At 39.3% G+C, this 21,267-nt stretch carries 16 protein-coding genes (1 of these 16 running past the window's edge); 8 read left to right on the top strand and 8 right to left on the bottom strand.

From position 1 onward, the window contains the following. Positions 1-482 precede the first annotated feature (482 nt). Both LEP1GSC190_RS10845 and LEP1GSC190_RS10840 read left to right on the top strand, forming a co-directional pair. Complete coding sequence (locus tag LEP1GSC190_RS10845) at positions 483-1,895, top strand: sensor histidine kinase (RefSeq protein WP_036035406.1); 1,413 nt, start codon at positions 483-485, stop codon at positions 1,893-1,895. 50 nt (positions 1,896-1,945) lie between these two features. Further along, positions 1,946-3,802, top strand: a complete 1,857-nt coding sequence (locus LEP1GSC190_RS10840; protein WP_002747896.1) for an ABC-F family ATP-binding cassette domain-containing protein — start codon at positions 1,946-1,948, stop codon at positions 3,800-3,802. Between the two features lie 66 nt (positions 3,803-3,868). Here the strand turns inward: LEP1GSC190_RS10840 and LEP1GSC190_RS10835 are convergent, their stop codons facing one another. From LEP1GSC190_RS10835 to LEP1GSC190_RS10825, 3 genes are read right to left on the bottom strand one after another with little or no spacing between them, the layout of a single operon-like run. After that, positions 3,869-5,002: an LIC11435 family protein gene (locus tag LEP1GSC190_RS10835; protein WP_002747872.1), complete on the bottom strand. Its 1,134-nt coding sequence runs from the start codon at positions 5,000-5,002 to the stop codon at positions 3,869-3,871. Next, entirely contained in the window at positions 4,992-7,100 is a 2,109-nt protein-coding gene (locus LEP1GSC190_RS10830; protein WP_002747730.1) for a FecR family protein, read from the bottom strand. Before LEP1GSC190_RS10830 ends, LEP1GSC190_RS10835 begins: the two co-directional genes overlap by 11 nt. After that, on the bottom strand, positions 7,084-10,149 hold the full coding sequence (locus LEP1GSC190_RS10825; RefSeq protein ID WP_002748036.1) for an adenylate/guanylate cyclase domain-containing protein: 3,066 nt from the start codon (positions 10,147-10,149) through the stop codon (positions 7,084-7,086). The genes LEP1GSC190_RS10830 and LEP1GSC190_RS10825 overlap by 17 nt, the downstream gene beginning before the upstream one ends. A gap of 190 nt (positions 10,150-10,339) precedes the next feature. Here LEP1GSC190_RS10825 and LEP1GSC190_RS10820 point away from each other — a divergent pair, with 190 nt between their 5' ends. From LEP1GSC190_RS10820 to LEP1GSC190_RS10810, 3 genes are all read left to right on the top strand, one after another. Further along, on the top strand, positions 10,340-10,798 hold the full coding sequence (locus LEP1GSC190_RS10820; RefSeq protein ID WP_002747803.1) for a peptidylprolyl isomerase: 459 nt from the start codon (positions 10,340-10,342) through the stop codon (positions 10,796-10,798). A 574-nt stretch (positions 10,799-11,372) separates the two neighbouring features. Beyond that, positions 11,373-12,425 (top strand): sensor histidine kinase, encoded by a 1,053-nt coding sequence (locus tag LEP1GSC190_RS10815; protein ID WP_002748019.1) that lies wholly within the window; start codon positions 11,373-11,375, stop codon positions 12,423-12,425. Positions 12,426-12,443: 18 nt separating this feature from the next. Next, positions 12,444-13,874 (top strand): sensor histidine kinase, encoded by a 1,431-nt coding sequence (locus LEP1GSC190_RS10810; protein WP_002747761.1) that lies wholly within the window; start codon positions 12,444-12,446, stop codon positions 13,872-13,874. Positions 13,875-13,884: 10 nt separating this feature from the next. On the opposite strand, the gene LEP1GSC190_RS10805 is transcribed toward LEP1GSC190_RS10810, so the two are convergent. Genes LEP1GSC190_RS10805 through LEP1GSC190_RS10795 form a run of 3 tightly spaced genes read right to left on the bottom strand, consistent with a single transcriptional unit; the run spans position 13,885 to position 15,249 of the window. Continuing rightward, positions 13,885-14,316: an LIC13259 family plasminogen/vitronectin/complement-binding protein gene (locus LEP1GSC190_RS10805; protein ID WP_002747725.1), complete on the bottom strand. Its 432-nt coding sequence runs from the start codon at positions 14,314-14,316 to the stop codon at positions 13,885-13,887. A gap of 13 nt (positions 14,317-14,329) precedes the next feature. Then, positions 14,330-14,791 carry a four-helix bundle copper-binding protein gene (locus tag LEP1GSC190_RS10800; protein WP_002748031.1) on the bottom strand — a complete coding sequence of 154 codons (462 nt, stop codon included), beginning with the start codon at positions 14,789-14,791 and terminating at the stop codon, positions 14,330-14,332. A gap of 59 nt (positions 14,792-14,850) precedes the next feature. Then, positions 14,851-15,249, bottom strand: a complete 399-nt coding sequence (locus LEP1GSC190_RS10795) for a hypothetical protein (RefSeq protein WP_002747841.1) — start codon at positions 15,247-15,249, stop codon at positions 14,851-14,853. Positions 15,250-15,390: 141 nt separating this feature from the next. On the opposite strand from LEP1GSC190_RS10795, the gene LEP1GSC190_RS10790 reads away from it, so the two are divergent. Next, complete coding sequence (locus LEP1GSC190_RS10790) at positions 15,391-16,383, top strand: GGDEF domain-containing response regulator (protein ID WP_002747997.1); 993 nt, start codon at positions 15,391-15,393, stop codon at positions 16,381-16,383. Positions 16,384-16,491: 108 nt separating this feature from the next. Here LEP1GSC190_RS10790 and LEP1GSC190_RS10785 read toward each other — a convergent pair whose 3' ends face one another. Then, a complete protein-coding gene (locus LEP1GSC190_RS10785) occupies positions 16,492-17,853 on the bottom strand; it encodes a glycerate kinase type-2 family protein (RefSeq protein WP_002747691.1) in 1,362 nt (453 codons plus the stop codon). 583 nt (positions 17,854-18,436) lie between these two features. Here LEP1GSC190_RS10785 and LEP1GSC190_RS10775 point away from each other — a divergent pair. Beyond that, positions 18,437-18,829, top strand: coding sequence for a hypothetical protein (locus LEP1GSC190_RS10775; protein WP_002747951.1), 393 nt, complete (start codon positions 18,437-18,439; stop codon positions 18,827-18,829). A gap of 344 nt (positions 18,830-19,173) precedes the next feature. Here the strand turns inward: LEP1GSC190_RS10775 and LEP1GSC190_RS10770 are convergent, their stop codons facing one another. Continuing rightward, on the bottom strand, positions 19,174-19,938 hold the full coding sequence (locus LEP1GSC190_RS10770) for an exodeoxyribonuclease III (protein ID WP_002747979.1): 765 nt from the start codon (positions 19,936-19,938) through the stop codon (positions 19,174-19,176). 99 nt (positions 19,939-20,037) lie between these two features. Here LEP1GSC190_RS10770 and hisD point away from each other — a divergent pair, with 99 nt between their 5' ends. Beyond that, positions 20,038-21,267 carry the 5' portion of a histidinol dehydrogenase gene (hisD, locus tag LEP1GSC190_RS10765; RefSeq protein WP_002747716.1) on the top strand. It continues 51 nt past the right edge of the window, so 1,230 of the gene's 1,281 nt are visible here — the first part of the coding sequence; the start codon lies at positions 20,038-20,040; its stop codon lies off the right edge, out of view.

The following is a 21,267-nucleotide window of genomic DNA, read 5'->3' as shown; positions in this document are numbered from 1 at the left end:
TTTGAAGAAAAAGAATATTCTCAAATGGAAATCGTGTTCCAATGTGAAAATCGTTCCATATATATTATATTTTCCATAATTTTCAAGGGATTTGATTCTGGTTTAGAAAATTTGTTTTTTGGAGAAGTGCAAGATAAAAATTTTTTGATATTGATAGAACTTTTTTTATCGACTGTATTTTTTAAGGAATGTAAAAGAGCCTTGGGTCTTTTCTTTTTTGATCAAGGGATATTTGAATAATTGGGTTTGATTGACTTTCCGTTCCTAATTCTTAGAATGCCTGATATATCTGTCTCCAAGAAAACTTAGATATCCCGCTTTTACTGATCGGCCCGAGTATGATATCTACTCAAGTTCATGTGATTTGTAAAACGATTTTATAGAGTGAGTGGCGTATCCGGTTTCAAGGAAACATGGCGCTTGGGCCTTTTAAGATACTTTGTAATAAAAAATTTAAATTTTTGAGGCTAGTCGTAAATAAAATGGATCCGATCTCAATCACGGAAAAACACTATCAGCTTCTTTTTGATTTTTCCCAGGATGGATTAGTGATTCATTGTGAAGGTAAAATTTTGAAAGCGAACGATGCATTGATTCGAATGCTCGGTTACGACTCGATTGAAGAAGTGATCGGAAGACCGATTCTCCAATTTATTCACTACCGGTCTCAAAATATCGTCAAACAAAGGATTCAGAAAATGATCCAAGAAGGAGTGGGAGTCGGGATCGTTGAAGAAGAATTCATCCGAAAAGACGGCTCTACTTTATTCGTGGAAGTGGTCGCTACCACTTTTTTTGAAAGTGATCGTCAGTATTTCCAAGCGATCGTAAGAGACATCAACTCTAGAAAACGGGCTGAACTTGAATTAGAAAGACTTCGTTCCAAACTTAAGGTGACTCAAGAAAGGCTTTGTGGAGTGATCGAAGGAACGAAAGATGCCATCTGTGCGGTGGACATCAACTTTCGTGTAATCGCTTTTAATTCTTCCTTTGAACTTAGTTTTTGGAAACTCTACGGTAAAAAAATCGAGGAAGGAACTCTTCTTCCCGAACTCATTTGGGATCCCCTCGAACGGAGTGTAGTGATTGAAAATTGGAGCCGTGCTCTTCGGGGAGAAGTATATACCACGGAAAGAACAATACACGGTTTAGTTCAAGATGTCGCAATATTTGAAATCAGCTATAGTTCTATTCGAGATTCTTCACATAATCTGATCGGTGCGACTCAGATCATTCGGGATATTACTGAAAGAAAGAGTGATGAGGAAAAGCTGAAAAAAACCCTGGAAGAAAAAGAAGTAATGTTGAAAGAGATTCATCATAGAGTGAAGAACAATCTTCAAGTAGTGGCAAGTCTTTTGGGTTTACAGGCCGAATATTCTCAGAACGAAAAAATTTCCCGGATTCTTAAAGAATGCGAACGTAGAATTCAGTCCATGGCTTTGATTCATAAGGAACTCTATCAATCTGAGAATATTACAAAAATAGATTTTTGTGACTATCTCAACACACTATTGATCAGCCTTCTTCATTCTTTTGGAAAAGAAAAGAAAGTGGAATTTAATATTTCCTCCAAGCCGAATTTTGTTTCGATCGAAACAGCGATTCCATTGGGACTTATCGTCAACGAACTCGTGACTAATTCCTTGAAATATGCGTTTTTGAACGAAAGGGAAGGTCAAATTTCAGTGAAGCTTAGATTGGACATGGGAGAATCCGTTTTGGAAGTTGGAGATAATGGAATCGGTATGCCTGAAAAATTCGACCTTGGCAAATCTGAGTCCTTGGGATTGAGACTCGTGGAAATTCTTTCCAAACAACTCAGAGGTAAGTTCGTGCTTCTTCCTACAGGAGAGGAAAGAGGAACGAAATTTCAAGTCCGATTTAAAGCCTAAAAACACTTGTCCTCAGTAATTCTACTCCGGAATCTGCAAGTATCCGGCCTATGAATTTAATATCTGTCGATAAGATTTCCAAAGAAATTGGTTCTAAAGTTTTATTCCATCAAATCAGCTTTGGAATTAACGAAGGGGAAAAAATCGGAATTCTCGGAATTAACGGTTCCGGAAAAACGACCCTTTTAAAAATGCTTGCTGGTTTAGACGTTCCTGATAGCGGACAGATCATGAAGAATAAAATTCTTCGGATCGCAGTTTTATCTCAATCTCCCTCTTTTGATCCAAACCATACTGTCTTGGAACATATCTTTTCCGCTTCGAGCCCGATTTTGGAAACGATTCGGTCTTATGAAGCGGTTTGCGGGCGTTTGGATTTGGGAAACGCGGAAGAGGAATACAATCGTTTGATGTTGGAGATGGATCGGCTTGGAGCTTGGGAACTGGAGTCTTGGTATCGATCTCTTTTGAAAGAATTGAATATACGAGATCTTTCGGTTCGAATGGGTTCTTTATCCGGCGGAATGCTCAAAAAAGTTGCCTTGGTTCAGATCTTAATCGAAGAGTCCAATCTTCTTGTTCTCGACGAGCCGACCAATCACTTGGATGTAGATACGGTTCTCTGGCTTCAGGACTATCTGATCGAAACTAAAAAAGCTGTTCTTCTCGTCACTCACGATCGTTATTTTTTAGAAGAGGTTACGGAGCGAATTATAGAATTGGAAAACGGAAGTTTACTTTCTTTTCCGGGAAATTTCGGATTTTATCTGGAGAAAAAAAACGAAGCCGAAGTTATCCGGGAAAAAGCGGAACAGAAAGAAAAACAATTTCTAAAAAAAGAGTTAGAATGGCTTCGAAGACAACCGAAGGCAAGGGGAACCAAACAAAAAGGAAGGACCGATCGTGCACTTGAGGTTTTGAATCGTAAAAAGGCAGGAAAAGAAATCGTTTTAGATTTTTCTGTTTCGGGCAAACGGCTCGGGAAAAAGATTCTAGAATTGAAAAATTTGCACAAGTCGTATCATAAATCCATTATATCCAATTTTTCTTATACGTTTAAAAATGGAGAACGAATCGGAATCGTAGGTCCGAACGGATCAGGAAAATCCACTCTTCTCGATATGATCGTGGGTAGGATAAAACCGGATTCGGGGGATGTAAGCATCGGAATGAATACGAATTTCGGTTATTTTGATCAAGTTTCCAAAGAGCTCCCCGGCGATATGAGAGTGATTGAATATATTAAGAAGGAATGTGGTGTTTCGATCAAAATGAGCGATGATCGCGTTTTAAGCGCGGCCGACATGCTCGAACTATTCCTTTTTGATACAAGGTTGCAGGCGAATTATATCAAGAATCTATCGGGCGGGGAAAAAAGAAGACTTTATCTTGTTTCTATTTTGATGACCAATCCGAATTTTTTGATCTTGGACGAACCTACCAACGATTTGGACATCCGAACCCTTTCGGTTTTGGAGGAGTTTTTGACCGAGTTCGGAGGTTGTGTTCTTGTCGTTTCGCATGATCGTTACTTTATGGATCGGACGGTGGATTATCTTTTTATTTTTCAGGGTGAAGGAATCGTCGAAAAGTTTCCTGGAAATTATTCCGAATATTTAGAATATAATAATTATCTAAATAAACAAAAGGAAATCGAGATAAAACCGAAGGAAACCGATTCTTCAAAAACTAAAAAGGGCTTAAGTTTCAATCAGAAGAAAGAATTGGACGTTTTGGAAACGGAGATCTTTTCTCTGGAGGAAGAAGAGCGTAAACTCACCGAAATTCTTCAATCGGGAACCGGAAAACCGAACGAATTGGCGATCGTTGGTAATCGACTTACGGAGATTCATTCTGTTCTACCTTCGAAGTTAGAGCGTTGGGAAGAACTTCAGAATTTACTTTAAATTGGCGATAGATTTTTCCAAGGAGAGGCCTCTCCGTGGATTAGAATATTACGATTGTCGCAAAAGTTATAGAAAAATTTTTATTCCTATTTCGAATGAGTTTGGAAAAAAAATGTTCGAAGAGCGGTCCCCTTGGATTGATTCTATTTTTCTGGTTTTAAAGAAGGGAACTATCTTTCGATCTGATTCGTAAGCTGCTTTGGAAGTGGTAGAACCGATCAATGCCGCATCCAGTACGTTTAACAAATACAGTACGGCGATAATTTCCAATGAAGTATTGAATTGTTCGTAGTGAGAGACTGCGTTAGAGTAATCGGATTGAATTTGCAGATAAGAATAGGTTGCAAAAGGAAGAAGTGCGGAGTCCCCCATGAAAAAAAAGCTTTGGTTCAACGTTTTGCTTTGATTTAGAGCGGCCAAGCTGGAGTTGTATGCCGAAAATCTTTCCATGGAATAGGCGATTGCGCTTATGATTAAGATCGGAAAAATCCAACGTTTATATTTTTTATCCTGATTGGATTGTCCCCAACCTGGTAAAATTGCGGATTGAAAAGTGGAACTCCATTGAATTTCGGGATATAAAATTCTATTATCCTGTTTATTTCGTTTAACAATTTCTGCAAGTTCCTTTTCCGAATCGGCGAGGATTAAAAATCCTTCTTGGGTGGATTTTTTGTTTCTAGGATTTTCCAGAGAGAGGGTATAACTTCCTTCTTTGAGATTCAGATTTTCGGTCTTAATTCTAATTTCTTTTGAATTGACGAATTCGAATTCTGCTTTAATGGTTTCGCCTGAAGGGAGAAGCAAGGTAGCGTTCATTGCTTCCGTAAAATTTTCGCCTTTAACGGTTAAATAAGATCTCAATTTTTCCTTTAAAAGTATTACGCCAGAATCGGGATTTATGAACGGGGCTCGAGAAACAATTACCTCGAAGGAAGCCCACTCGGAGAACACTGGAAATCTTCCGAATTTATTGAGTACCCCGATCCTATGTTCGTACACTCCGGGAGGGAGGTTTACTTCGAAACGAGTGTTTTTCGTTTTTTCTCGGGTGATTTTTCCACTGGCATCCTTGATTTCTATTATATAACTGCCGGCCTCAGGGACAGGTTTCCATTCCAAATATCTACCTTCCTCTTCACCTGAAACGGAAACGGAAATCGAAAAAAGAACGCAAGATAAAAGAATTCTATTCCACATAAATTTCCTTTGGTGACAGAATCTCCGGAGGTCGGATTGTTTTACTTAGCTTGATTTCGAAATTTCTGGAAATTGGAATCGTAAATTTTTGCGTTCCCGTTTTGTCCCTGTATTTGGCCGAGATTCTCCATTGAAATTTGCCTTCTTCTAATATTCCAAAATCCTTAAGAGAATAAGAATCCCCTCGAAGTTCCTTTTTCAAAATCGATTTGTTTTTGCCGGATTTTATTTCTAAGATTACGGATTCTATGTTCCCTTCCGTTTCCCAGCGGAATTCGATGCTTTCCCGGTTGGAAATATCAATCGTTTCTTCGATTGTAGGATAACTTTGACTTAAGAAAGGAGAGTTGTCCGAAGTTTTAAAAGTTTGAGTTTTACTCGTTAATAAATTTTCCCCGCTCGAACCTAAAAGGGAAACTTTCCAGAAATATTCTCCGACCGAAGGAATACTCACGGTTCCGGAAGAGGAACGGAAATTTTCCCGAATCACGTCTCCCGAAAATCCGGAGTTCTTTGCAACTTCCAATCTATAAATTCCGGAAGGGTCCGGTCTTTGCCAACGGAAAGTCAATTTATGGTTGGCCGGATGCCCCAGTTCTTGTTGGTTTACAGGAAATAAAAGTTCCAAATTTTCCAAAGATTGAATATTAAATTGTCTGCTGGGTGAAAGAATCTGCTCGCCTTCTTTTGTAGAAGTTTTGATTCTCCAGAAGTAAGTGCCCGAGTTTGTGATCGGAGAAGAAATCATAGATAAAGAATTCGTTTTTTTACTAAATATGATATTTTTGAATTCCGAATCGTTTGAGATTTCCAAGATGTATTCCACAAAGTCTACGGAACCGGACCATACAAATAGATTTCCTTCTTTGGAGAATTTGCGAAGGGCAATTTCTTCTTGATCGAAAGGTTTTTTCAAGGCGGGAGGTTCTGGTTTTTCCAGCTTTTTCATGCTAAACGAAATTGCTTCAGAGGAAAATACTTTTAAATCGGCCAAAGAAGGTTTTGGAGTGACCCTTGCGAAATATTTTCCTTCCTTCGATTTGTCCCAACGAAAAAGAGTACCTTGGATTTCCTGATTGATGATAATTTCCTTAAAGTTCTTATCTTCTGCCAATTCGAACTTATAAATATTCGTGAAATCGACGGAAGTCCATTGAAAGACTACGCTTGGAGGATTGGATGTGAATTTGAATTCCTCCGACTTTGTAGGAGTAAAAAGAGAAGATTTCAAATCTCCTAATATGGTAAGAGAACGAGTTTCGCTATATTCGGGTGTTTTCGATTGCGGATTGATTGCGGTGATTCTCCAAAAATACGTTCCTTTTTCCAAAGACTTACTTAAAGAAATTCCATTTGCTTTGGATCGGATCACGTTCTTTGAGAAGCTGGGATGATTCGAAATTTCTAATGTATATTCTTTTACGGCTTCTGCTTTATTCCAGTTAAAAGATACCGGAAAGGAACTAGTCGAAGTTTGAAAAAATTTTCGATCCCCAGGAGAATTCAGAGAGATCGATAACGAACGAATTTCAGATTTCCCGTTTTTCAATTCGATTGCTTGGTTGTTTGTTAAATTGGATTCCTGATTTCCGGAAATTACCTTTGCGTTACCTTTGGAAACTTCAAGGTTGAGAGCTTGATCTTCCGATTTGGAAAGTTTTAGATCTCCCTTATCTACTTCCACTGTGGTCTCGCCACTTTTGATCTTCATCTCGGTACCGCTGTCCTTGTTGGCGGAAACCGATCCATATGCGAAGTCTATCGATAGATTTTTATCCGAAAAGTCCAGAAAGATCATACTATTCTCGTCGAGTTTGATTTCGGTTCCGTCGTTTAGAACCAAAACGGCTTCGGCTTTGTCATCAGTACGAACTGTATCCTTGTTTCTGACTTTCATTTCGGTTTCGATTTCTTCCCAGACGACTTCGGAGTCGAATTTTCTCTGGGCTTTTCTATTTTTAAAGATTATCTTTCCGATTTCAGGGTTACTTCCCTTTTTATGCCCTGAAGTTAAATGAAGGTACAGTAATATATTAAAAGTGAGGAAGAGTCCCGTAAGAAATGTGACTACGTATTTCCCTTCAGTCAAGTATCTCATACTTAACTTCTCCGGCTTCGGGGTCTTTCGCTTTATCTTTCTTAGGTGGTTCCCAAACGATTCCGATCTTTTTTCTCAGTTCTTCGATATTTTTAGGGCAGTTTGGATCGTCTTTTCTTCCCAAAACCGCATAAATTACCTGTGGTTCTTCCTTACCTTTTACTTTGATCGATTGCATCTTTTCCACGTTGAAGATATCGGGGACGTGATCTAAAAGATTTTGTGTGATAAGGATGTCGGTTCCGAAAGGTTTATTCAAGGCTTCTACTCTGGATGCGAGGTTTACTGCGTCTCCGATTACGGTGTATTCGAGCCTTTGTTCGGAACCGATTTGACCCGCGATCACGGGACCGTAATTTAGACCGCAACCGATCTGGATAATTGGTTTTTTTTCTCCGCCTCTTCCTTGATTGAATTTCAGAAGTGCTTCTCTCATCATCAGGGAACCGTTGATCGCGTTTTCGGCGTCTTTATCGGATGTCTTAGCGGCTCCCCAGGTCGCCATGATCGCGTCTCCGATAAATTTGTCCACGATCCCATGCGTTTCGTTGACACAATGGACCATCTCAGTCATGTATTCGTTTAGAAATTCAACGACTTCTTCCGGTTGAAGTTTTTCGGATATTGAAGTAAAACTACGAATATCGGAGAAGAAAATCGCGCACATCTTTCTTTCCCCTCCAAGGGTAAGTTCGTGTTTTAAGACCATCTCCGCGATTTCCTTGTTTACGAACCTTCCCAGAGCGTCTTTTACTTTTTCTCTTTCTTCGAGACCTTTACCCATGTCCACGAAGTAGTCTGTAAGAAGACCGACTTCATCTTTTGTAGTAGAACTGATTTTGACTTTGAAGTTTCCTCGTGCGATTTCCGTTGTGGCCTGTAGTAGATGTAACAGTGGTTTGGTGATCGTTTTCGCAAAGAAAAAGACGATGAGTAGAGCCAAACAAAGGGCGATTCCCATAATAAGAAGGTTCGTTTTTTGAATCTTATAAACCGTTTCAAATGCCTTATCTTCCGGAACGATCGAAATGACAGCGGCTCCACCGAAGCCCAGTTTTTGATACGAACCAAACCAAACCTTGCCGTCTTTGTCTTTATATTCGATTTGTTTCGTATTTTCCGAACTTTTGACCATAGATTCCACGATCGGAAGATTCATAAAATTCGTATTTGATTGAAGAAGTTTTGCATCCGAATGAGCGATTAGATCTCCTTCTCCGTTTACCATGAATATATCGGATATATCTTGTTTTTGGAATGCGTTCAGAAACTTTTCCAGACGAAGGATCAAAACTAAAACTTTCGAGTTGGAGCCGAAGGAAGGAATTGCGATTGCGAAGATCGGTTCCTTAAACTCCGCACTTAGATTCTCCATTCTGCCGCCTGTAAGAATGGATTTTTGGATGAATCCGGGCCTATTTTGCACAAGATTGGAAATTGTCTTCGGAGAAATACTGAGTTCGTTTAAGTAAGGTGCGTTGTAGAATTGGTTAACCGCTAAAGGTGCGTCCCCTTCAATTTGGAAAAGGCCCGCGTAAATAAAGTCCGGATCGTTCTGAAAAAAGATGTCCGCAAATGAAATTCCTTCGTTTCCTTTAACCAAAGCTCCAACGATTTGTTTTCCGTTGGAAAGAATTTCTTTGATGTCAGTTTTGATTTTTAACCCTAAAATATTCACCAAATTTAAATTGTTTTGAAGAACTCGAACTTCCGAATCTTCTCGGAATGCGGAAGAAGCGAAGAAAATGATGGTGGAGACGGTGAATGTCATCAAAACGGAAATTACTGCCATCAATTTGATCTGAAGTGGAAACTTGGACTTTACAACCACGGAAGGAGTGTGTGCGTCTTTTTCCGATTTTGAAACGGCTTGTTGGGAGGATAGTTTGGCATTGCTTACTGGAGCCGAATTCGAAGTTGAACTTGAATCAGAGGTTTCATTTTCCTCATTTACGATTTGCGAATGTTCGGAAGAGGTTGAACTTGAATTGGAGGTTTCATTTTCCTCATTTACGATTTGCGAATGTTCGGAAGAGGTTGAACTTGAATCAGAGGTTTCATTTTCCTCATTTACGATTTGCAAACGTTCGGAGGAGGTTGAACTTGAGTTAGAGGTTTCATTTTCCTCATTTACGATTTGCGAATGTTCGGAAGAGGTTGAACTTGAATCAGAGGTTTCATTTTCCTCATTTACGATTTGCGAATGTTCGGAAGAGGTTGAACTTGAATCAGAGGTTTCATTTTCCTCATTTACGATTTGCAAACGTTCGGAGGAGGTTGAACTTGAGTTAGAGGTTTCATTTTCCTCATTTACGATTTGTGAATGTTCTAAAGGAATCAAAACTGGAATTTCTTTCAGCTTTTGAGTATCGTCTAAATCATCAATTTCGATTGCATGGATCGAAGAAGATTCGAAGGAAGATTTTGGTTTTTTCTTTTCTCCTTTGGTTTTTATGGGATTTTTTGTTAAAGATTCTTCGTTTTGAACTTTAGAAGTAGAAGTATGTTTTCCTTTTTGAACTAGATGAACCGATACAGAAAATTCTCCCGGAGGAATTTCGGGTAAAGAATGCTGTTCTTTTTGTTTGGCGAGGTATCTCCGAAATGTCGTCTGATCTGGGGCAGAATAGCCGAAATGGAAAATTTGACTCTGGAGTTCGGAATTACTCATGGAAGGAGAAGCGGCGAGTAAAAGTTTGGAAAGGAGTAGTGGAAATCTGGTCTCGCAATCGGGTGCGATTAAAAAAAGGAGGTTCCCTTTTTTTAAGAATTTTTGAATCTGCAAGAATGTACTGTATACTGAATCGTTTGTTTCTGGTCCAGGAGGGATGAGAATCGAAAGAACTGTCACGGAAGAAGGGATCGATTCGAGAGTATTCGCGTCAATCGAAGAATCATTTGAGATAAAGCAAACCGTTCCGATTTCTTTCTTAGTAATTTCTTTAGAGAGAATAGAAGTATCAATTTGAGAATTTGACTGAGAGGCCGAAATGAATAGAAGGACTCCTGAAGTTCCGAATGGAAGATAACGACTGTGGATTTCTAACATGAATGATAGCTCTCTTATCCAGGAAAAATAATTCCATTATGAGGAACATTCTATTTTGCTCCTGGGTTTTTCTTTTATATTATAGTATCGTTCGTTTGTGTATTTTTGTTTGTTTTTTACAAGAAATCGTTTTCTGTCATTTTATGATACCGGAAAATGGAAATAAATTCTTAAAATAGAGGAAAGCGATATGCCAACTGCGGTATTCAAAACGAATTTTGGAGACTTTTCAGTTTATATAGATCAGGAAAAAGCTCCAATTACGGCCAGTAATTTTATCAAACTGGCAAAAGACGGATTTTACAATGGTCTTACATTTCATAGAATCATCAAAAATTTTATGATTCAAGGAGGTTGTCCTGTTGGAAATGGAACGGGTGGGCCGGGCTATAAGATCCAAGACGAGTTTCATAAAGATCTGAAGAATGAAAAATATACACTTTCCATGGCAAATGCAGGGCCGAATACGGGCGGGTCTCAGTTTTTTATTAATGTACGGGATAACTTTTATTTAGATAATCGTCATGCAGTTTTTGGAAAAGTTACACAAGGAACGAATATCGTAGAGACGATTTCGGAGACGGAAACGGGTTTTCATGATAAGCCGACAAAAGCAGTTATTATCGAAACGATCACTGTTTCCGAATAAATTAGTTTTGTAGAAAATGACCAAAAGCCACTGAAACAAAATGGGTTTAATGGCTTTTCAATGGTTAAAGAATAATTTTCCGTAGATTTTTGCCGGTGTTTACCGGCAAAATATTCCAAGATGTTTGATTGGAACTGATTCCGCCATCTCTCTGTGGCGTTTCGCATTAAAATTTGAATTTAATCGAAACTCTTAAATCAACAAGATCCATTCTCTTTTTACAATTTTTCCCCAAATTCAGGTTTTTCTATTAGAATAGGCTTATAGACTATAAGGCAAGAGCGTTCATTTTAAGGCAGTGGATGTTGGTAAATTCTGTAGAATTTGAGGTATTTTCTGTAAGAAAAGGATTCAGAAAAGTTATAAATTCAAAAAGAAGAATATTCTGAAATTCGTAAAAAAGGGGAAAAAGTAAAAACCAGGATTGACATTTTATTGAGATATTCGCTTTTTAACTTCAATGGGAAAAGATTGAGATATATTTTTTTTCGATGAATTTTATTATAATTTAGGATTTAATTTCGAACATGCAAGGATTCAGTCACGGTCATTGGGGATTTGAGGCATTATTGGGATGACTGAGTCCGAATTTCAGGTTTTGTCTCATTTGCAAACACCAGTTGGTGTTTTGGATAGTGATTTTCGTATTATAATATGCAATTCTTCTTTTGTAAAACTCTGTTCTTGTTCTAATAAGGGGGAACTCAAAAACCAAGAGTTGGGACAGATACTCGCATTTCAAAATTCCTTTCTTTTGGAAAAGTTTAAAAGTTGTAAGTTAGAGGAAACGATCCTTTTCAGAGAGCGGTTTTTGAATTCTTTCCGAAAAGAAATCGATCTCAAAGGAGCTTTGACCCGACAGAAGTCAGGAAAAAAGGAACTTTTCTTTTTAGAGGTTTTAGATTCGTCTTCGGACTTCAGTTTGAAAACAAAGGAGAAAGAAATTGCGGCGATTGTCTCTAAAGTCTATCACGATTTACAAGAGCCGATTCGAAATCAGACTACGTTTTTAAGATTATTGTCCGATAAATATTCGAACGGGTTAAACGAGAAGGGAAAGGAATTTTTGCAGATCAGCATAGATTCCGCACAACGTCTTTGGAGTCGAATTAACGGTTTACTTTCATTTTTAAGAATTGAAAAAGAAAAAAACGTTTTTAAAACTCTTTCTCTGAAAGAAGTTATAGAAGAAACTCTTACATCGTTTGAAGAAAACCTCCTGAAGATTGGGGCTGAGGTGGATGTTGAAGGGAACTTTCCTAAAATCGTAGGAAATTCCTTTCTTTTAAAGGAACTTTTTTCGAATCTCTTGTCGAATTCGATCCGATTTAGAAATACGAACGTCGCTTGTAAACTTTTCATTTCTTATTCCGAAGAAACTCAATTTCACATCATTCGCGTTAGAGATAACGGAATCGGCATTGATAAGGTGGAAAAAAATTATTTCATAGACTTATTCAAAAAATATCATTTATCGGAGGAGTTGTCCGGGCCGGGAACCGGATTGTTTTTTTGTAAAAGAATTGCGGAGCTTCACGGAGGAAATATAGAGATAGAAACCGATCAGACTTCCGGTTTTGGAGTGATCGTCCGTTTTCCTCAAGAGTTTAAGTTAGAACAATTATAGATAGAGAGTTTCCTTCTTATGTTTAAAGACACTTTTTCAGTCCTTTTAATCGAAGATTCGAATGCGGATTATAAATTGATTCAGGAGTATCTAGGTGAATCTCGGAGTCCTTCCTTTCGAATTAGTCGTAGCGACAACTTCTCCGCAGGGTTAAATATCATTTCCAGCGAAAGTCCCGATTTAGTGGTGTTGGATCTTTCTCTTCCCGATCGGACTGGTTTAGATGCATTATCCGAAATCAAAAGAAGGTTTCCTCAAATTCCGGTGATTATTTGTAGCGGGGCCGAAGATGAGGAGATTACCGTGAACGCTCTTCAAATTGGAGCGCAAGATTATGTTTATAAAGGTAGATTCGATTCTTACTCTTTGAGTCGTTCTCTTGTTTTCGCTTATGAAAGAAACCGTCTCGCTTTGGAACTCGAAAAGAAAAATGTCTTCGAACAAGAGAGCGATGAAAGATATCGTTTGTTTTTTCAATACAATCCTCATCCAGCTTTTTTATTCGAACACGATTCTTTTGAGATTTTGGAAGTGAATCAGGCTGTTCTCGAAAAATACGGATATAAAGAGAAGGACTTGATCGGAAAAACTATTATGGAGATTTTCGAGCCTTCCGATTTCGAAAAAATAAGGCAAGAAATTATTTCCTTTAAGTTTGGAGTCAATCGGGCGTCTTCTTTCGTTCACAAAAAAAGAGAAGGGGAAAAGTTGATCGTAGACACCACCGTTTACAAGTTTCGTTATCGAAATCAAGTTTTGGATCTGGCGGTTGTCACGGACATTACCGAAATGGTTCGTAATCGGGAATCGATTCTTGCTACGTTGGCGGAAAAGGACATTTTGATTCAGGAGATTCATCATAGAGTCAAAAACAATATGCAGATTATGGTTTCTCTTTTGAATCTTCAGGCGGACAATGCGATGTCTAGAAATCTTACCTCGAAAGAACTTTACAATTTGTTAAAGGATACGGAAAGTAGAGTATTTTCGATGTCTTTGGTTCACAACGAGCTTTATAAATCCAGCAATCTCTCACATGTAAATTTCCATAGTTATCTGAATATGCTTTTGGAAAATCTTTGGAATTTATACGGTGTGGATCCGAATATTAGATATTTCGTTGAAGCTCGCAGTTTGATTTTAAGTATGAACATCGCGATTTCTCTCGGTCTCATCGTATGCGAACTCGTCACAAACGCGATCAAACACGCTTTTTCGGAGAGGTACCAGGGTATGTTGCGTATCGTTGCATTTTCCGAATCGGGAACTGTGATCGTAACGATTGAAGACAATGGAAAGGGAATTCCGAAAGAATTCGTGAATATGGATCACGACACTCTTGGTTTACAGCTTGTTAGTATTCTTACAAAACAAATCCAAGGAAAGTTGAAATTGGAAACCTTAAACCCGGGAACCAGATTTGAAGTCCGATTCCCGGAACAAAAATGAAACGGTTTGTTTATATTTTTTTTCCGCAACTTTTCATGGAAGAATCATAAGGATTTTGAACCTTATCTCCGGATGCGATCCATTTCTTTTTTACCATAGGACAGTAAAAAACGTGAAATCCTGTAGATTCATCTTTTTGAATATAATCCTTTAAAGCTTCCGAAAGTTCTGCATAGGCTTCCAGTTTCGCTTTTTCGTCGACTGAGTTTTTGAGTTTCTCTGCCGCTTTTAGGGCGGGTACAATGGAGGAATCTCTGGCTGCTTCCTGTTGTAGGGAAGCGATCAACGGCTCCACGAGTACTTCTTTTTCGTTTAAAAAGGACTTATGGATCCGATCCAATTCGGATAAGATCGTAGGCCTTGTGGGGAGGATTGACTTCGCTTCCAAAAAACTTGCCAGTATAAAACCGAAAAAAGAGAATATTATGATTTTCTGCTTCATTTGGTTTCTCCGCTTAGACAACTTTTTTTAGTTCGATGATACATTCTCTACAACTGTCCGCACAGTTTTTGCAGATTTCATGGTGGGATTCGTGAACTCTACATTCCTTTTCGCAGACTTCGCAGGCCTTGATACAGGTTGCGGCAATTTCCTTTGCAAAGGGGGAATGGGAGGAACCTAAACTTACGAAAGCTTTGCAAAGCACCAAGGTATCTTTTACCGCTTTTAAGCAGTCTGCAAGCATCGTATCTCCCAGGGAAAGGTTTTCGTCGCAGTGTGTGAGACAAATTTCCGAGCTTAAAGCGCACTTGGACGCCGCTTCGAGAATTTTTCTGTCCAGTTTCTTAGGGAGGTTTTTCTCGGATTTTTTTGATTCCGGATGTTTATGATTGGATTCTTTCGCTAAAAGCGAACCTGCGGATGCAAACGCTAACAGTGCTGCAGATTGAGTGATTAATTCTTTTCTAGTTAACATATAATATTCCTTAATTCTAAAGTTAGAAAACGATTTTTATGGAGATGATAAAAATTGAATCAAATCAGAAGTCTTACGGTAGAGATCAACTGAATGATGAATTTTTGAACGTTGTAATTCGGATTTCGATCGTATGAATTTCTTTGAGAGAAAAAAATCCCGAGTGTAAAATGGAAATAATTTTGAATCGCGGTAAAAACCGAAAAATAATTTTTGCCCAGTTCGGGAGTTTTCGGATGAACCGATTCGGACGATACGAATAAGTTGCACGCTGAACAGGTATTGTCTGTAGAATCATTTGTCCTTTCGGATTGATGACAGGGTTGCTCCGTCGTTTGATTGGAAACAACGAATGTCGGGCAATGATTCCCGGAAAGCATCACCGTAGAACAAAAAAGAACGGCGCTCAGGCCGAGCATTGCTAAAAAAGTTGTGCAACGTTCTATTTTTTTGCTCATCCTATTTTTTAGACTTCAGAAATCAAAAAATCAGGCAAGAAGTTTTTAAAAAATCGTTTGATTTCATTCGCAATTAGGTAAAGTTTTGTATTTTTTTCCTAGGTTGGTCCGCTGCTTTGAAAACTGGGGAGAACATTCGTGATGAATTCCATTCTTATTTTAGACGACGCACAAGAGAATTGTATGCTGATGCAAGGTATCTTGAGGAAGTCGGGATACAAGAATACGTATACGAGCCAATCTCCGGAGGAAGTCATCAACTGGTTGAATTTAAAAAATCAGGACCCTCCTCAAAAAGAATGTTCTTTGATTCTTTTAGACATTCTTCTCCCCGGAGTTACGGGATTTGAGATTCTCGAATTGATCCGTGAAAAGAAGGAATTAAAGGATATTCCGGTTATCATGATTACCGCATTGAAAGAATCGAATGTCTTGCAGAAAGCGTTTGATTCTGGTGCGATTGATTACGTCATAAAACCATTCGATGCGACCGAACTTTTGGCGCGGGTTCGTTCCGCCCTTAGACTTTTCGAGGAAATGACTCGAAGAAAAGAAAGGGAGAAAGAGTTGGAAAAACTCACCGATCAGCTTCAAGAAGTGAACTCCTATCTTGTCGCGATTTCTAGGACGGATTCCCTTACGGGACTTTATAATCGGCGATACTTCGACGAGATTTTGACGACGGAATGGAAACGATGTTGGAGAACCGGTGCTAGTATTGCTCTTATCATGTTGGATATTGATCATTTTAAACTTTATAACGATACGTACGGGCATCAAGGTGGGGATCAATGTTTGAAACAAGTGGCACGTGCAATTAGAGACTGCGCTAGAAGGGCGGGGGACGTGGCTGCAAGATACGGAGGAGAGGAATTTGCAGTCATTCTTCCTGAGACAAACGAATCGAATGCGGTCATCGTAAGTCGAAATATTTTGGAAAACGTGGAAAAGATGGCGATTCCACATTTGGCTTCGAAAACGAATTCGATTGTAACGGTCAGTATCGGTATGGCTACTTTAAGTCCGAGCCCCGAAAATTCCATCACCGAACTGATTGAAAGAGCGGACAAAGCCCTCTATTTAGCCAAAGAGGAAGGAAGAAATTGTCTTCGATTTTATCCTCAGAGCGATTGAAATACTTTTTCGAAATGGTTGTCGATTTTAAAAATAACTTAAGATAGATATCGGCTGAATTCAAAATTTATTGAGAACGAGTTTCGATAGGAAAATAACCCAAAGAGATCAATTCGGATTTATCCATAAAAGTTGAATATCATTCACGTTCGTTCCGGTCGCTCCTGTAAAAACCAAGGAATCGGTCTTCTTTAAGACTTCGTAGGAGTTATGGGTTTTGAGAGAGGTGCGCGCGTCGTTCGTTTTGGAAATTTTTTTCCAAGTGGTTCCGTCTACGATCGCACCCGCGGCATCGGTCGGCCCGTCGGTTCCGTCCGTCGCAAGAGAAAGTAACGTAATCCCTTTACAACCCGAGATTTGTTGAGAGAAGGCGAGGGCAAGTTCCTGGTTCCTTCCACCTTTTCCGGAACCGTCGTGTGTTACTATCGTTTCTCCCCCGCATAGAATGAGTAAGGGAGAAGTCGTTATTTTTATGTTTTCCCTGGCGATTGATCCTAAAAAGAGACCTGCCTCTTTTGCCTCACAGTTTAAGGACGAGGTCAAAAATAAGACCGGAATATTCAAATTTCTGCATTCTTCCTGGACGGATTCAAGGGCCTGAGTTATGTTCCCGATACAATAAACTACGTTTCTTTGAGGATCGATTTTGACGGAACCTTTCGGTTTATTGATCTTCTCTGGTGATTTGAAATCGTTTTCACGTTTTAAGGATTCTGAGACGAGTTTCGTTTTTTTTCGTAAGACGGCTTTAATTTTTGATTCAATAGGTAAATTATATTGTTTGAATATTCTGAAAATAGATTTTTTTTCAATTGTGGAATGGATTGTGGGTCCCGAGGCCACTTTGGAAAGATCATTTCCGAGTACGTCCGAAAGAATTAAGGTGATCGATTTTGAAGGAAGAATTTTTGAAAGTAGGCCTCCTCCTTTGATCGAAGATAAAAGAATTCGGATCGTATTGATGTCCTGAATGTTGGCACCGCTTGCGAGGAGCTTCGAATTCCATACGATTAAATCCTCCAGATCTAAGCCGGGAGCCGGAATTTCCATCAAGGCCGAGCCTCCTCCCGAGAGAAGGACCAGGGCGGTATCTTCCGGTTGTAAGTGAGAGCAGAGTTCCAGGATTTTCATTCCGCCTAAAATGCTGTTTGCATCGGGGATGGGATGGCCCGCTTCCAAGATTTTCAAAGGTGGAAATTTTTTTCCGGAACTGTGTCCGTACTTAGTGAGAATGATTCCTTCGAAAATCTGAGATCGCAAGACTTCATACGCCGCTTGGGCCATTTCTTCCGCCGCTTTGCCGACGGAAAGGAGAAGGATTCTCCCAGAAGGTTTATGTTCTAAAAGAAATTTACGAACCGCCGCACCGGGCAAAGATTTTCGAATCGCGATTCCTCCCAAATGGAATAGGATCGATTGAGGTGAATGGAAATCTATGTTTCCGTTTTGCAAAAAAGAGAGATGAGGCATCGGTTTCCAAAGACGATTCCATTCCGAAAAAAAGAAGCGTTTTTGCTAACATGATTCAGTAAACTTACTTGGGGTCTGTTTGGAAAGATTGATCCTTTCGAATCATTTTGATGAAAAGAAAAATCAAGAATTGTAAAGTCCTAAAATTATGTGTCATGATGTTTGATGGACAAATCAGGAGTTAAGAATCATCGATGTCGAATATTATTGTAAAAAAGAACTGTTTGTTTGAGCGCGCGAGAGAACGTCTCGCTTCTAGGGGCGCTCGAATAAACTCAAACGTCTCGCTTCTAGGGGCGCTCGACGGGTCGAAAAAAGCAGGTTTTCTTTTATCTAAAATGAAACGATAAATGTAAAAAAGGGATTAAAATCATTGAAATTTACTTTGGGTTTCGAATTTCTCAGAAAAATACAAAAATCGCCAATAAAATAGAAAAAACAAAGAATTTGGCTGTTTTGATTAGAAGTGTTTGAGTTGTTAAACCTAAAAAAGAGGACTATGTTTTGTTGTTGCGCTGCACAACAAAACATAGGAAGACTACATTGAATAATCTTCTTTTCTCTTTAGAAGAAGGAGGTGCGCATGTTTGAAAAAATGATTGAAGATTTTAAAGATTCTGTCAAGGAATCCGTTCGTATTCCTTTGGAAGTTCACAGTAAAACTGGAAATTATTCTGCAGAAATCGGGGGTTGGGAAGGTACGTCCATGAGCCTCAATCTCGGACGTTTTAATTCTGATTCTGTCGGTGAGTCTGCGACTTTAGAAGTCCGTATTCCGTTTTGGAAAGATCCGATTTTGCTCCACGGAACGATCACCGAAAAGAAAATCGTTCGTTCCAAATCTCTGGAAAGAATGACGGATAATGTGCTCCTGTTTGAATCTGATGCGATTGGATTGGTTAAAAAATTCCTACCTAAATTTCCGATGGATCTCAAAAACTGGAAGCTTTTAGAATTTTCAAAAAAGGCGGTTTGAACAAGTCGAATCGGCAAGTTTCAGCTTGTCGGTGATATACTTATCGACTATGAGCTGATTTTAAATTCTTTAAAATACACTTTCTTGATTGAGTGCTTGTCTTGATTCTCTGTAAATTATATTAAAAATTACATAGAAGGTCCAAAACCTGAAGAGGATTTTGTCTCAAAACTTCAAAATGTAGGAACTATTCCTGTATTTAGGAGAATTTTTTCCAGTTTTCTTAGATCGAACTCACATTTCATGGATCTTTTGGATAAAATAGATTCTAGGCCGTAATTTTTTTTCTCGGGCAAATTTATATCAGATTTTGAGATCTTAAGAAAGGGTTTGATTTTGAACGTCTATAATTTGATTTCAAGTTCCAATGGAGCGTGGTCGGAAAATGGGTTGTCTCTGTAAATCGATTGGCTTTTGACGTTCTTCTTCAATTCTTCCGTTACAAAGAAATAGTCTATCCTCCATCCTTTGTTTTTAGCTCTGGCTCCTGCTCGAAACGTCCACCAGGAATATTCCTGTTTTTCGGGATAGAGATAACGAAAGGTATCTACCCAACCCTTTTCTAAAAACTTAGTCAACCATTCTCTTTCTTCTGGCAAAAAGCCGCTGCTTTTTGCGTTCCCTTTCGGGTCGTGAATATCTTGAGGAGTATGTGCGATGTTTATGTCTCCACAGAGAATGATATTGGGTTGTTGTTTTTTTCTTTTAGTCGCCTCCTTTTGAAAAAGATCTAGAAATTTCATCTTTGCGGCCTGACGTACTTCTCCCGTTGTTCCAGAAGGGAAGTAAGAATTCCAAAGTGCAAAGTCCGGATACTCCAAGTAGATACTTCTTCCTTCTTTATCAAAGAATGGAACTCCGAGGCCAATTGTAATTTTCTGGGGAGGTTTTTTATAAAGAATGGCGACTCCGCTGTATCCTTTCTTTTCCGCGCTATGGAACACGGGAGTATATCCGCCTTCTTCCCATAGAGAAGGTGGAATCTGTTCCTGAGTCGCTTTTGTTTCTTGAAAACAAATAAAGTCCGGTTTTCTATCCCGGATATAATCGGAAAGTCCTTTTCCGAGAGAGGACCTGATTCCGTTGCAATTGAGGGAAATGAGTTTCATAGACAAAGGTGTAAGTTAGTACGAATTCTCCTCTGGGCAATTGTTTTTTGGGTAAATTTCAGATGCAGGAACAGTTCTTTCGGAAATTCTGGTTTTTCGATGGCAATACAGATTCTACAAGTCGATTTAAAAAATCGATCGGTTTTAAACCCTATTTTAGGACGTGCCAGAGAAGATTTGAGTTCTACTTTGAACCTCGTAAAACCGATCATTGAGGACGTGAAGGATCGAGGGGACGCGGCTCTTCGGGAATACACTCGTAAGTTTGACGGTGTCGTTCCGGATTCTTTCGTTTTAGACCTTTCCCAATTCAATCCTAAGATCGATTCGAAATTGGAACAGGCTCTGAAGAAGGCTGCAGAGAATATCAAAGCCTTCCATCAGATTCAAATTCCGGAAGATAAAGAAATCATAGTTCACGGAAATCGCCTCGGAATTCGTCATACCCCCGTCGAATCGGTTTCCGTTTATGCTCCTGGTGGAAAGGCGTTGTATCCTTCTACAATTTTGATGGGTGTGATTCCCGCTAAACTTGCAGGAGTGAAAAATATTCAAATTGTTACTCCTCCACAACAAGGTTTTTTGCCGGACGGTCTTGTTGCGGCTGCAAAAATTGCGGGTGCAAATCGTATCATTCTTGCAGGAGGCGCGCAGGGAATTGCGGCGGTTTCCTATGGAACTGAAACGATTCCCGCCTCCGAGTTTGTAATCGGCCCGGGAAGTAAATTCGTGACCGCCGCTAAAGTTTTTTTGAGCGGTCAAGGTGTGATCGGTATCGACAGCCCCGCCGGACCGAGCGAGGTTTTAGTCATCGCGGATGATTCTGCAAATCCTATTTGGGTGGCGTCGGATCTTTTATCTCAAGCCGAACATGGAGAGGATTCGATTGCGATCCTTTGTACGGATTCCTTGTCCTTTGCTGAAAAGGTTCGTGTGGAAATAGAGAAGGCTCTTCTGGAAAGGCCTAAACGAGGTGAGATGAAACGAAAATCCATCGAAGACCACGGAAGAATATTTGTTTTTTCTAATTTAGAAGAATGTTTTGCGTTTTCTGATTTATTTGCGCCTGAACATTTGGAAATCCAGACGAGGAATTTTAAGGAAGACCTGAAAAGGGTCCGTCACGCGGGTTCCGTCTTTTTAGGAAACTATTCTCCCGTTGCCATGGGGGATTATATTAGCGGGACCAATCATATCCTTCCTACCGCGGGCTCCGCGAGAATTTATTCTTCCCTCGGAGTTTCCACGTTTTTAAAGAGAGTTACATGGCAGGAAGTTTCCAAAGAATCGCTTGGGGATCTTTATCCACACGTTAAGGTTCTTTCCGAA

The sequence above is a fragment of the Leptospira mayottensis 200901116 genome, assembly GCF_000306675.2.
In the GTDB taxonomy this organism is placed as follows: Bacteria; Spirochaetota; Leptospiria; order Leptospirales; family Leptospiraceae; genus Leptospira; species Leptospira mayottensis.
The sequence above is the reverse complement of the archived record's forward strand: the minus strand, read 5'-3'. Positions and strand labels throughout refer to the sequence as shown.

What these genes read in the sequence shown, in the direction of transcription:
- LEP1GSC190_RS10830 (WP_002747730.1), bottom strand. Translation starts at nt 7,100, where the DNA reads ATGAGATACTTGACTGAAGGGAAATACGTAGTCACATTTCTTACGGGA.
- LEP1GSC190_RS10775 (WP_002747951.1), top strand. Translation starts at nt 18,437, where the DNA reads ATGTTTGAAAAAATGATTGAAGATTTTAAAGATTCTGTCAAGGAATCC.
- LEP1GSC190_RS10840 (WP_002747896.1), top strand. Translation starts at nt 1,946, where the DNA reads ATGAATTTAATATCTGTCGATAAGATTTCCAAAGAAATTGGTTCTAAA.
- LEP1GSC190_RS10820 (WP_002747803.1), top strand. Translation starts at nt 10,340, where the DNA reads ATGCCAACTGCGGTATTCAAAACGAATTTTGGAGACTTTTCAGTTTAT.
- LEP1GSC190_RS10770 (WP_002747979.1), bottom strand. Translation starts at nt 19,938, where the DNA reads ATGAAACTCATTTCCCTCAATTGCAACGGAATCAGGTCCTCTCTCGGA.
- LEP1GSC190_RS10810 (WP_002747761.1), top strand. Translation starts at nt 12,444, where the DNA reads ATGTTTAAAGACACTTTTTCAGTCCTTTTAATCGAAGATTCGAATGCG.
- LEP1GSC190_RS10825 (WP_002748036.1), bottom strand. Translation starts at nt 10,149, where the DNA reads ATGTTAGAAATCCACAGTCGTTATCTTCCATTCGGAACTTCAGGAGTC.
- LEP1GSC190_RS10815 (WP_002748019.1), top strand. Translation starts at nt 11,373, where the DNA reads ATGACTGAGTCCGAATTTCAGGTTTTGTCTCATTTGCAAACACCAGTT.
- LEP1GSC190_RS10785 (WP_002747691.1), bottom strand. Translation starts at nt 17,853, where the DNA reads ATGCCTCATCTCTCTTTTTTGCAAAACGGAAACATAGATTTCCATTCA.
- LEP1GSC190_RS10835 (WP_002747872.1), bottom strand. Translation starts at nt 5,002, where the DNA reads ATGTGGAATAGAATTCTTTTATCTTGCGTTCTTTTTTCGATTTCCGTT.
- LEP1GSC190_RS10805 (WP_002747725.1), bottom strand. Translation starts at nt 14,316, where the DNA reads ATGAAGCAGAAAATCATAATATTCTCTTTTTTCGGTTTTATACTGGCA.
- LEP1GSC190_RS10795 (WP_002747841.1), bottom strand. Translation starts at nt 15,249, where the DNA reads ATGAGCAAAAAAATAGAACGTTGCACAACTTTTTTAGCAATGCTCGGC.
- LEP1GSC190_RS10800 (WP_002748031.1), bottom strand. Translation starts at nt 14,791, where the DNA reads ATGTTAACTAGAAAAGAATTAATCACTCAATCTGCAGCACTGTTAGCG.
- LEP1GSC190_RS10790 (WP_002747997.1), top strand. Translation starts at nt 15,391, where the DNA reads ATGAATTCCATTCTTATTTTAGACGACGCACAAGAGAATTGTATGCTG.
- LEP1GSC190_RS10845 (WP_036035406.1), top strand. Translation starts at nt 483, where the DNA reads ATGGATCCGATCTCAATCACGGAAAAACACTATCAGCTTCTTTTTGAT.